Annotated in this window: 11 protein-coding genes and 1 pseudogene; 9 read left to right on the forward strand and 3 right to left on the reverse strand. The window is 73.8% G+C overall.

Going from position 1 to position 11,152, the window contains the following annotated elements; translation table 11 throughout:
* Positions 1 to 192 precede the first annotated feature (192 nt).
* From EIZ62_RS03600 to EIZ62_RS03630, 7 genes and pseudogenes are all read left to right on the forward strand, one after another.
* A complete protein-coding gene (locus tag EIZ62_RS03600) occupies positions 193 to 723 on the forward strand; it encodes a hypothetical protein (RefSeq protein WP_156696182.1) in 531 nt (176 codons plus the stop codon).
* Positions 724 to 824: 101 nt separating this feature from the next.
* On the forward strand, positions 825 to 2,594 hold the full coding sequence (locus EIZ62_RS03605) for a hypothetical protein (RefSeq protein ID WP_156691264.1): 1,770 nt from the start codon (positions 825 to 827) through the stop codon (positions 2,592 to 2,594).
* Positions 2,591 to 2,926, forward strand: a complete 336-nt coding sequence (locus EIZ62_RS32315) for a hypothetical protein (RefSeq protein ID WP_244375429.1) — start codon at positions 2,591 to 2,593, stop codon at positions 2,924 to 2,926. The genes EIZ62_RS03605 and EIZ62_RS32315 overlap by 4 nt, the downstream gene beginning before the upstream one ends.
* On the forward strand, positions 2,923 to 3,510 hold the full coding sequence (locus EIZ62_RS03615; protein WP_156691265.1) for a hypothetical protein: 588 nt from the start codon (positions 2,923 to 2,925) through the stop codon (positions 3,508 to 3,510). The genes EIZ62_RS32315 and EIZ62_RS03615 overlap by 4 nt, the downstream gene beginning before the upstream one ends.
* A 95-nt stretch (positions 3,511 to 3,605) precedes the next feature.
* Positions 3,606 to 5,171, forward strand: coding sequence for an AAA family ATPase (locus EIZ62_RS03620; RefSeq protein ID WP_156696184.1), 1,566 nt, complete (start codon positions 3,606 to 3,608; stop codon positions 5,169 to 5,171).
* Positions 5,172 to 5,278: 107 nt separating this feature from the next.
* Positions 5,279 to 6,323 (forward strand): annotated as a pseudogene (locus EIZ62_RS03625) (LysR family transcriptional regulator).
* Positions 6,324 to 6,435: 112 nt separating this feature from the next.
* Positions 6,436 to 7,836 (forward strand): carbohydrate-binding protein, encoded by a 1,401-nt coding sequence (locus EIZ62_RS03630; protein WP_156691266.1) that lies wholly within the window; start codon positions 6,436 to 6,438, stop codon positions 7,834 to 7,836.
* 96 nt (positions 7,837 to 7,932) lie between these two features.
* On the opposite strand, the gene EIZ62_RS03635 is transcribed toward EIZ62_RS03630, so the two are convergent.
* Complete coding sequence (locus EIZ62_RS03635; RefSeq protein ID WP_156691267.1) at positions 7,933 to 8,277, reverse strand: hypothetical protein; 345 nt, start codon at positions 8,275 to 8,277, stop codon at positions 7,933 to 7,935.
* 139 nt (positions 8,278 to 8,416) lie between these two features.
* Here EIZ62_RS03635 and EIZ62_RS03640 point away from each other — a divergent pair, with 139 nt between their 5' ends.
* Positions 8,417 to 8,950 (forward strand): hypothetical protein, encoded by a 534-nt coding sequence (locus tag EIZ62_RS03640; protein WP_156691268.1) that lies wholly within the window; start codon positions 8,417 to 8,419, stop codon positions 8,948 to 8,950.
* Here the strand turns inward: EIZ62_RS03640 and EIZ62_RS03645 are convergent.
* Positions 8,874 to 10,166, reverse strand: a complete 1,293-nt coding sequence (locus EIZ62_RS03645) for an FAD-dependent monooxygenase (RefSeq protein WP_156691269.1) — start codon at positions 10,164 to 10,166, stop codon at positions 8,874 to 8,876. The genes EIZ62_RS03640 and EIZ62_RS03645 overlap by 77 nt on opposite strands.
* Before the next feature lie 143 nt (positions 10,167 to 10,309).
* On the opposite strand from EIZ62_RS03645, the gene EIZ62_RS31865 reads away from it, so the two are divergent.
* The gene (locus EIZ62_RS31865; RefSeq protein ID WP_167536326.1) at positions 10,310 to 10,465 is read left to right on the forward strand and encodes a DUF6131 family protein; all 156 of its coding nucleotides are present in this window, start codon (positions 10,310 to 10,312) and stop codon (positions 10,463 to 10,465) included.
* A gap of 105 nt (positions 10,466 to 10,570) precedes the next feature.
* Here EIZ62_RS31865 and EIZ62_RS03650 read toward each other — a convergent pair whose 3' ends face one another.
* Positions 10,571 to 11,110 carry a DoxX family protein gene (locus EIZ62_RS03650; protein ID WP_156691270.1) on the reverse strand — a complete coding sequence of 180 codons (540 nt, stop codon included), beginning with the start codon at positions 11,108 to 11,110 and terminating at the stop codon, positions 10,571 to 10,573.
* Between the last annotated feature and the right edge of the window lie 42 nt (positions 11,111 to 11,152).

Below are 11,152 nucleotides of genomic sequence, written 5' to 3' on the forward strand. Positions count from 1 at the left end.
GCCGGAGAGTCTGTCAGCCGGGTGTCCGGCTCCGGCCGGCGGGACGGTCCGAAAACAGGGCGCCTTCTGGGCGTCCTCGGGTCCATGTGGCGACAAACCGCTGTTCGGGGACCATGATTGATGACGCGTCACTAGGCTCTCCCCGTCACAACGAGAACGGACGGGTCACCACCCATGACATTCGGGGGACACATGGGTCACATCGAGCGTCCCCGGCGCGTGGTCCAGCCGGGGGGCACGCAGTCGACCGGTCCGGTACCGGGGACCGGCCGCCGCCTCACCACGGGCACAGGCACGGGGACGGGCACTGGCACGGGCGGCCGGACCACCGCGACCGGCGGGACCGGGGCGGGCCCGGTGCGGCCCGGGCTCTACGACCGCCGCTCGGACCGGCTCCGCCGGGCCGTCGGAGGACTGGACTCCGGGCTCGACGAGGCGGCGTGCCGGCAGCTCGCCGAGTGGGCCCGCGAGGAGTACGCCGCGGCACACGGCGACGTGCCGCTCGGCTTCGTGGCGCGGTGCTTCCTCGGCCCGCCCTTCGTCGACCACCAGCTCAACCTGCTGCATGTGATCGTCCGCCACTTCGCCCCGGCGGACGCGATGCCCGACCCGTTCTCCGGGGCGCGGATGCTGGCCCGTTCGGGCGGCTACGCGTACGTCGAGGTCTACAGCAGCGGCCTGATCCTGCCCGTGCTCGAGGACGGCACCGTCGTCCGCCCCTGAACCCGTCGCTCCCGGCACCGGCACGCGACCGGCCCTCGGCGCGCGACCGGCCCTGGCACGCGGCCATCCCCTGGCAAGCACCGCCCTGAACGGAGATCCGAATGGTCGAGGTGGATTACTCGCTGCACCAGAAGGTGCGGGAGGTCGGCAACCTCGTGGCCCGGCTCAGCGAGCAGGTCGGCTCCGTGTCCGGCCAGGTCTCGTCCGTCGAGGCCAGGCAGCAGCAGACCACCACGGAGCTGCAGCAGCTGCGCAACGACTTCCTCGCCTTCATGCGACAGGCCCAGCTCACCGCCAACGTGCAGCGCGCCGAGACGCGCATCGGCGTCATCCAGGACCAGGTCGACCACGAGTTCGGCCACCACAAGACGGTCCGGCGCACGGCGGTGGGCATGCTCCAGGCCTTCGACGTGGGCCTGGTGTCGGAGGAGAACGTCCGGATGGTCAGCGAGCAGCTGATGCTCCAGACACCGCGCTACTGGCTGGCGCCCGCGCTGGTGGCGCTGGCGTCGTGGTCCGCCGACGACCGGACGCTGTGCGAACGGGCCGTCGACGAGGCGTTCCGCCGCTCGCCGGACCGGACCTCGCTGTTCTTCGCCCTCGTCCTGCGCCGCCAGGACCGGCGGCCCGGCGCCGTGCGCTGGCTGCGGCACTACCTCCTCGCCCAGGACCCGGCGGGGCTGGGCCGGGAGTTCGCGGTGATCCTGGAGTCGATCGCGCAGGGCGCCTTCGGCCCGGAGGGCCGCGAGCTGCTCAACAAGACCCTGCACGGCTGGCGCGAGCGGCTGGCGGACGACCCGGACGCGCAGGCGCGGCAGGTGGAGCGCTGGCGCGCCGAGATCGAGACGCTGCGCGCCCCGTCGGCCGGTGCCGAGTTCCCGGGGCTGGCGAGGGTCTCCCCGCAGTGGCCGGAACTGGACGCCGTGCTGTCGGCGGCCCGTGCCCAACAGGCGTTGCTCGACAAGTACACCGCCCTGATGGAGCGGGAGTTCACCCCGTCGGGCCGGCTGGAGGACGCCGTCGACGACATCCTCGACCGGCTGGTGTCGGAGTACGACAACGACGAGCTGCCGCTGCGCCGGGACCTGGCGTTCAACCGGGCGGTCGTCGACCACGACGGTGACCTGGACGCGGCCCGTACGGCGGCGGACGCGGACTCCGCCTCGTACGAGGAGACGCTCGACTACCTGACGGTGCAGACCGCCGCCGCGCTCAACCCGGGCGCCATCGGCACCTCGGCCGCCACCCAGCGGCTGGCGGTGGCGGCCTGCCACGAGTGGTTCTCGCGGGCGCACGCGGGCTTCACCCGGGACTGCCGGGCGGCGGTGCCGCAGGACGTGCGGGCCCGCTTCGACTCGGCGCACGGTGTGGGCGCGCAGACGTTCCAGCTCCCGCCGTGGCAGGGGTCGTTCACCCAGCCGCTGGCGACGCTGGAGGGGTCGCTGGCCGGGCACTGGAACCAGCACATGGCACCCTTCATCGACGGGCTCGCGTATCCGATGGTGAAGAAGGTGCTGCCGCTCGCCGCGGTGGTGGCAGGCATCCTGGTGATCATCGGTCAGATCAACCTCGGCTTCGCGCTCGTCGCCGCGCTGGTCACCGGCGGCGTCTGGGGCGCCTTCGTGTTCAACGGCGCCCGGGCCGCGCAGAGGCACCAGGCCAACGCCCGCCGGCTGCTGGAGCAGGCCAGGACGGAGTCGCTGCACCAGTTGCGGGCCGCGTCGGCGGAGCTGACCGACTGGTACGAGAAGTTCCGGGCCGCCGACGCGGTCGAGGCCCGCTGTCGCGGGCTGATCACCTCGCTGAGCACCGCCGCCGAGGGCGGCTCGCCGTTCGACGGCCGTACCGTACGCAAGGAGGACGACCGGTGACCACGCCGTATGTGCCGCCGCAGCCGCACGACCCGCCCCCCGCACAGCCACCACCTGCGCAGCCCGGACAGCCCGCGCAGCCCTGGCAGCCCGTTCGACCGCAGGCCGCGCCCCACGTGCCGCAGCAGCCACAGCAGCCGCACCAGCCAGCCGCCGCTCCCCTGGCGCCCGTGCGCCGGCCGGCCGCGGACTCGCCCTGGGCGACCGCCCGCGCGGCGGAGCGGACCGACCGGGCGACCAGCCGGATGCGCCGTGTGGTGGAGGGCCTCCCGGACTGGGAACCGCTGCCTCCGGGCGAGACCTTCGTGCGCCGCCCGGGCAGCGCGCCGTGAGCGGGCTGTGGGGGCACGGCGGTGCGTACCAGGAGTGGGTCGAGTTCCTGCGCCGCTGGGCGGCGTTCGAGCCGGTGGACCCGGGCGCGCTGCCCGCGGTCGACGAAGGCACCTACGACGGTGACACGATGGCACGGCTGACCGCGCACGCCGGCCGGGCGCTCGGCACCCGGCTCCAGGCCTGGGCCGACACGCTGGTCCGGGCGATGGAGGCGGCCACCGACGAGTTCTCCGCGGGGCGTGAACTGACGCAGGCGAGGACCGGGTTGCAGAGCATCCGCGCGGTGGCGCGCCACCCGGGGCTGCCCGAGCGGCTGCGCGAGCAGCTCGGCGAGCTGGTCGACCGGCAGGTTCCCGACCTCCAGGCGCAGCTGGAGCGGAGCCTGGAGGAGGCGGCGCGGGCCGAGGGCCCCGACACGCACTGGGTCGAGCAGCGGCGCCGGACCCTGCGGGACAACGCGCTCACCCGGGTCCTCGCGCAGGAGCCGGCGCCCCCGGCGTGGCAGCCCTCGTCCGGGCCCCGGGCGGACGCCTGGGCCTACGACCCGGCGGCGGCGCCCCGGCGGCGGATCGTCACCGACTGACCCGCCACCGCCGGTGCCACCGCGGTCCCCCACGACCACGGCCACGGCCGCCGCCCCCTTTCCCGTACCGCCCGCCCTTGAACGCGAAGGTCCGCATGTCGAACTACGCCGAGAGCCTCCAGCACCTCGACAGCTACATCTCCGCGCGCGTACCGGTCATCGGCATGCGCACCATCGAGCAGCAGCGCGCGCTGCGCCTGTTCCGGGAGGCCGCCACCCAGCCGCGGCGCAGCAGCATGCCGTTCTGGATCTACACCAGGGCGACCGGGCTGCGCGACCTGCGGACGAACGCCACGGTGATGGACGACCGTTCGCTGACCGGGGCGATGGACTTCGCCGCCTCCCAGTTCACCAGCCGGGCCAACGCGACGGTCGTCTTCGTCGACCCGGCGGACCTGGAGGGGGACAGCCCGGTCACCCGGCACATGGCCGAGCTCGCCCGGCTGGCCGACAACAACATGGGCAGCATCGTCATCATCACGGACACCCCGGTCTGGAGCGGTCTCCAGCGGCTCGGCATGAGCCTCCACCTGGACCTGCCGAACTCGGAGGAGATGTACGGGATCCTCAGCGCGTTCCTGGGCGACCACCAGGGGCACATCCCGGTCGAGTGGGACGAGGGCGACGCGCGGCGGGCCGCCGAGTTCCTGGCCGGGGTGACCGAGGCGGAGGCGATCAACCTGATGGCGACGGTCGCGGCGAAGGGCTCCATCGCCAAGCCGGACGTCCTGGGGCTGGCGCAGGCCAAGGACCGGATCTTCAGCGACCTGACCGGCCTGGAACGCGTCCACCTCCAGGAGGGCGACTACACCGTGGGCGGGCTGTTCAGCCTGCGGCAGTGGCTCAAGCGCAAGCACGAGCTGATGCACGCCGACCTGCGCGGCACGGCGCTGCGGCCGCCGCGCGGGGTGCTGCTGGTGGGCGTCCCGGGCTGTGGCAAGTCGCTGTCCGCCAAGGCCATCGCCCACGAGTGGCAACTGCCGCTCTACCGGCTGGACATGGGTAGCATCCACGGCAAGTACCTGGGCGAGTCGGAGGGCAGGTTCCGGGAGGCGCTGGCGATGGCGGACCGGGTCGCGCCGTGCGTCCTGTGGATCGATGAGATCGAGAAGGGGCTCGCGGGCCGGGACGACGGTTCGGGCGTGCCGCAGCGCATCATCGGGCAGTTCCTGTTCTGGCTCCAGGAGTCCCAGTCGCGCGCCTTCGTGGTCGCCACGGCGAACGACATCCGCAGCCTGCCGCCGGAGTTGCTGCGCAAGGGCCGCTTCGACGAGCTGTTCTTCGTCGACCTGCCGGACGCGCAGGACCGCAGGGAGATCATCGAGCTGTACTTCGGCCGCTACCTGAGGATCCGGCCCGACGCCGAGCAGCTGGACCGGCTGGTCGACCTCTCCGAGGGGTTCGCCGGTTCGGACATCGCGTCCGCCCTGCACGACGTGGGCGCGGAGGCCCACCTGTGCGGTGGTGCCGGGAACCTGAAGCCCAATCTGATCATGGACACCTTCGCGAACACGGTGCCGCTGAGCCGCGTCAACCCGGAGCAGATCGAGGAGATCCGGGCGTGGGGGCGTGAGCGGGCGGTTCCGGCCGGGCGCACCGCGGTCGCCGCGGCGTCCGCGGGCGGCACGGCTCCGCGCCGCATCGTCTTCCGCGAGGACTGACGCGCGCGAGCGGTTCGGCCCCGTGCGTGGTCGTCGCCGCCCCACCGCCGGGATTGGTCCGGACCTTTGTCTTGCCGGGCGGTTCCGCGCGGCGTCAAGCTGCCGTCATGGAACTGGAGTTGCGTCACCTCAAGGCGATCAGGGCCATCGCCGACGCCGGCAGCCTCACCAAGGCCGCGACCGCTCTCGGCCTCGCCCAGCCGGCCCTCAGCGCGCAGCTGAAGAGGATCGAGCGCTCGCTGGGCGGGGCGCTGTTCGAGCGCGGGCGGCAGGGCGTACGGGCCACCGCGCTCGGCGCGCTGGTGCTGGACCGGGCCCGGGTTGTTCTGCCCGCGGTGCACGAACTCCAGGAGGAGGCGGTGCGGTTCGCCCGGTCGGGCGGGCCCGGCGCCGGACGCCGCCACGTACGCATCGGGGGGACGCACGGGCCGCTGCTGGGCGGGCTGGTCGACCGGATCGCGTCCACCGACCCGGGCGTCACGGTGGTGACGCGCACGTCGTGGTCGGAGCGCGAGATCGCGGCCGCTGCGGCCGAGGGCGGCCTCGACTACGCGCTGATCGGCACGTGCGGGGACAGCGCTCCTCCCGAGCCGGGGCGGTTGGTGTGGACGGAGGTGGCGCGCGACCCGGTGTTCGTGATGCTGGCCGCGGCCCATCCCCTCGCGACGGCGTACGAGGTGGGCCTCGGCGAGCTGGCCGCGGCGGCCTGGACGGACGTGCCCGGTGACGGGTGCTTCGCGGACTGCTTCGCCGCCGCGTGCCTGCGGGCCGGTTTCACCCCGGCGTCCGTGTACGAGACGGACACCGCGTCCTGTGTCCATCTGGTCCAGGTGGGCCGGGCCGTGGGCCTGTGCCGTGCCTCGTTCCCGGACACGCCGGGCATGGTGACCCGGCCGCTGGCGGGCACGCCCCTGGTGTGGCGTCACCTGCTGGGCTGGCACCCGGACGGGCCGGCCGCGGTGGGGGGCGCCTCGCGTGCTCGGCCAGCTGCGCGCGGCGCACCGGGCGGCGGTGGCCCGCAGCGGGAGCTACACCCGCTGGCTGGCGTCCCGGTCCGGCGCCGGGGCGGGCGCGGAGGAGGGCCCGGCGACGGGTGAGGGACCGGGCGCGGTGGCGGGCGGTCCGCACATCGGCGTGCGACGGCCGGCATAACGCCGTGCAGGGGGCCGACTGACATCTCCCCCACCAGGGCCGCCCCTCCCTACGGTTTCGGCACACCTCCCCATGCGACACCCCCCACCGCCAAAACCGAGGAGACTTATTCATGTTCCACCGACACGCCAGAGCCGCGTGTGTGGGCGCCGCCACCGTCGGCGCGCTGGTCCTGTCCGCGCTCCAGGGGACCGCGGCGGCATCCGCGGGTCCCGGGCCGTCGTCGCCGGTCGCACCGGCGGCACGTTCGGCCGCGGAGACCCTCGCCGTCTCCGCCGTCCAGCCGGAGGTCCTGCACGCCATGCGGCGGGACCTGGGCCTGACCGCCGCGCAGGCGCGCCTCCGGCTGGCGAACGAGGCGGAGGCGGGTGCCGTCGCGGCCGGCCTCCGGCAGCGGCTGGCCGGCTCGTACGCGGGCGCCTGGGTCGAGGGGCCCACGTCGTCCGAGCTGACCGTGGCCACCACCAGCGCCGCCGGCGCGGCCGCCGTCAGGGCAAGCGGCGCCCGGGCCGAGGTCGTGACGCACGACCTGGCCCGGCTCGACGCCACGAAGGCGGCCCTGGACCGCGCGGCACGCACCGCGGCCTCCCCCGGCGTACCCGTCTGGTACGTCGACGTCCGCACCAACTCCGTGGTGGTCCGCGCCTGGGACCCGGGGGCGGCGCGGTCGCTGGTCGCCCGGCTGGGCGCGGCCGACCGGTCCCGGACACGGGTGCTGCCGACGGACGAGCAGCCGCGCCCGCTGTACGACATCAGGGGCGGAGACGCGTACTACATGGGCGGTTCCGGCCGGTGCTCGGTGGGCTTCGCCGTCACCCGGGGGACGCAGCAGGGGTTCGCGACGGCGGGTCACTGCGGCCGGGCCGGCACCACCACGACCGGGTACAACCGGGTCGCGCAGGGCTCCTTCCAGGCCTCGACGTTCCCGGGTCGGGACACGGCCTGGGTGGCGACGAACACCAACTGGACGGCCACGCCGTACGTGAAGGGTGCGGGCGGTGCGAACGTGCGGGTGGCCGGTTCGGTCCAGCAGCCGGTCGGCGCCTCCATCTGCCGCTCCGGGTCGACCACGGGCTGGCACTGCGGCACCATCCAGCAGCACAACACGAGCGTCACATATCCGGAGGGCACCATCTCCGGGGTGACGCGGACGACGGTGTGCGCCGAGCCGGGTGACTCCGGTGGCTCGTACATCTCGGGCAGCCAGGCCCAGGGCGTCACGTCGGGGGGTTCGGGCGACTGCCGCAGCGGCGGCACGACGTACCACCAGCCGATCAACCCGCTCCTACAGGCGTACGGGCTGACGCTGACGACGTCCACCGGCCCCGGGGACCCGGAGGACCCCGAGGACCCGGGTCCCGGCGAGCCGGGCGGCACCTGGGCGGCCGGAACCGTCTACCAGCCCGGTGCCCAGGTCACGTACGGCGGTGCGGCGTACCGCTGTCTGCAGGGCCACCAGGCGCAGGCCGGGTGGGAACCGCCGAACGTCCCGGCGCTCTGGCAGCGCGTCTGAGGGTGCGCGCCGCGTCCGTCCGGGCGCCGGGCCGTGGGAGCGCGTGCCGTGACCGGTGGCGGTCACGGCACGCGCGTACGTTCCGGCCCGCCCCCCTCAACGCGGCTCCCGCCGCCGGTCGTTGCGGCGGTCCCGGCCCTCCCGGACGAGGGTGACCGCGACCGACGCCTTGTCGAGGAGCCAGATGGCACTGAGCGAGCAGAGGGCGAAGCAGAGGAGGAAGCCCACGACGGCCGTGACGACCAGGAGCGGCCCGCCGGCGGACGACGCGCCCCGGAACAGCGGCCCGGCCGCTCCTCCGGCCGCCCCGACCGCGGGAACCAGCAACGCCATCAGCAGCACGCGCCCCCTGCCCGGCGCGTCCTCGTCGTCGCGCGCCGGCGCATGGGGATCCTCGTGCGGCCCGTAAGGGGCGTGGTGGTCGTCCGGTCCTTCGCTCACAATGATCCAGTGTGCGGTGTTCGCGCCCTTTCCGGTACTCGGGTCCAAGCTCTGGATTCGCTCAAGTGGCATGGCGGGCCGGTGCCGTCCGTGATGCGATGCGAACGATCATGAGCAGGGATACCGATCGGGGGGTGTGATGGAGGTTCGTCCGATCGCGGCGGTCGCCGCGGTGACACTGCTGGTGCTGGGCAGCACCGCGTCGGGTGCCGCAGCCGGGGGAAGGGCCCTGGAGGGCGCGGGTGCGGGGTCGCACTACAGTCTGGGCTTCGAGACGTTCGTGGCGGGCAAGGGCTACTGGTTCAACTGCCCGCCGCTGACCAACGTCTCCTCGGTGCCCGTCGACGTGCTGGGGGCGGAGATCCTGGGTGCTCCGGCGCACTGGAGGACCGGCGAGGTCCGGGCGGTCGACTTCGGCGACGATCCCGTGGCGCTCGGGGCGGTCGACGCCACGTTCGATACCGAGCCCCTGATGCGGAACGACCGCTCGAAGAGCCCCGTCCGCATCGCGCCCGGCGAGCGCAGCACCGTGCACTACATGGTGCGTGTGGAGGCCCGGTCGGCGTCCGGTGCCGGTGCGGCGGAGGGGTGCCGCTTCACCTACCGCTCGGGTCACCGGGTGTACGTGGAGGAGCTGGGCGCGAACCTCTACCTCGGTCCGCCCCCGCGCTGACGCCCGCGACCGTGCTGACGCCCCCGACCGTGCGGGCGAGCCGGGGGCCCAGCCAGCGCTTGAGCCTGCGGAGCGCTTCGAGCCGGCCGGCCGCGCGGTCGATGCGGTAGTACAGCTGGGGCGGGACGTACGGCAGCAGCGGCGAGTGCCGCTGGCCGAGGAGGGCGAACATCTCCGCGGGGTCCAGGTTGATGTAGCGCGGCAGGTTCTCGTACCAGCGGGCGCTGAAGCGGGCGGCGCTCTGGGTGGGGACGAGGGCGGCGCGGCGCTCCCGCTCGTAGCGGGCGAGGGCCGGCTGGAGGTGGGGCATGTCGCGCTCGTGCAGGGCGCCGGCCAGGGCGATGGCGTCCTCCAGGGCGAGGGTGGTGCCCGCGCCGATGGAGTAGTGCGTGGTGTGCGCGGCGTCGCCGAGCAGGACGAGGTTGTCCCGGTACCAGGTCCGGTTGGTCACGGTGCGGAAGTTCAGCCATCGCGCGCCCCCGTCGGAACGGGCCCGCCCCATCAGGGGGTGGCCGTCCAGGGGCCCGGCGAACAGGTGCTGGAGCAGGGTCAGGGTGTCGTCGTGGTTCGCGCGGTCGAGGCCGAGGCCCTGCCAGGTGCCGGGTGAGCACTCGACGACGCAGGTGCTGTGGTTCTCCCCGTACCGGTAGCCGTAGGCCCAGATCCAGCCGTGCTCCGTCTCGACGAAGGCGAAGGTGAAGGCGTCGAAGACCTTGGTGGTGCCGAGCCAGATGTACTGGTTGCGCCCGACCGCGACGTCGGTGCCGAAGTGGTCGGCGTGACGGTCGCGCAGTGCGCTGTTGGCCCCGTCGCCGGCGACGATCAGATCGGCCCCGGTGAGCGTGGTCGTCGCGGTGACCGGATGCCGGAACTCGACGCGCACGCCCAGGGATTCGGCCCGTTCGGCGAGGATGCGGAGCAGGGTGCGGCGCCCGATGCCGAAACCCTCGTCGCCGTGGTGCAGGGTGGTGCGGTCCCGGACGTGGGCCAGGCCGTCGCTCCAGCGGACCGACTGCTCGCCGATGGCCCGGGCGGACACCGGGTCGTGGCGCCGGAGCTGGTCGAGCAGGCCCGCCCAGTAGGTGACGCCCCAGCCGTACGTCGAACCAGCCGCGTCCCGCTCGTGGACGGTGATCTCGTGGGACGGGTCCCGCAGCTTCAGCAGGATCGAGAGGTACAGGCCGGCGGGCCCGCCGCCGACGCAGGCGACCTTCACGCGCGCTCCCCTGGATGACACACCCTGGTCAATGGGACACGAAAGGTAGCACCTTACCGACCGGACTGAGGGCATTTGGGCGGTTTGCACCGGCGCTGGCGGGGGAGGTCCTGAGTAGTGGGACTCTCCAGAACGGAGGCGTCATGATCATCTTGGGCCTTATCCTGCTCATCATCGGTGCCATCGCGGGAATCAGCATCCTGTGGACCATCGGACTCATCCTGATCGTGATCGGGGCGGCCCTCTGGGTTCTGGGCGCGGTGGGACACGCGGTCGGCGGACGGCGCCACTACTGGTGAGGCGCGCCGGAAGCCGCTCCCCGATCCTCAGGCACCGCCGCCCCGCGCCGGCGGTGCCGCCCGTGACGTCCGCGTATCCGGCGCAGCCTATTCGCCGGTGCGCTGCTAGTCGCCGGTGCGGTCCGAGTCGGCGGCTTCCTCCAGTTGCTCGACGGCCCGCTTGCCGACCACGGCGGCCGCCGCCAGCGCGGCGCCCAGGAACGCCGCCGGGACCATCCAGCGCTGGTCGAAGCGGTGGCGGGTGACATGGTCCAGGGAGTACCGGCCCGCCCCGGTGACACCGATGGCCGCGGCCGTGAAGCCGAGGAACGCCGGGTACTCGAAGCCGCCGGACTGGTTGAAGAACCCGGCCGGGGCGTGCACGGCGACCGCGCCCGCCATCGCGCCCGCCGCGGCGGCTCCCGCTGCGGGGGTGGCGAGCCCGAGCATCAGCAGCGCCCCGCCGCCCGCCTCGCCGAGACCGGCCGCGACGGCGTTCCGGCGGCCCGGCCGGTACCCCATCGACTCCATCGCCTTGGCCGTCCCCTCGAGACCACCGCCGCCGAACCAGCCGAACAGCTTCTGCGCCCCGTGGGCGACGAGCACCGCTCCGGTGCCGACGCGCAGCACGCACAGGCCGAGGTCGCGGCGGTTGATGGCGCTCATGGGGTCTCCCTGGCATGACGGCGACGGTTGCCTACCGTTCCA

This window comes from Streptomyces ficellus (assembly GCF_009739905.1).
Classification (GTDB): domain Bacteria; phylum Actinomycetota; class Actinomycetes; order Streptomycetales; family Streptomycetaceae; genus Streptomyces; species Streptomyces ficellus_A.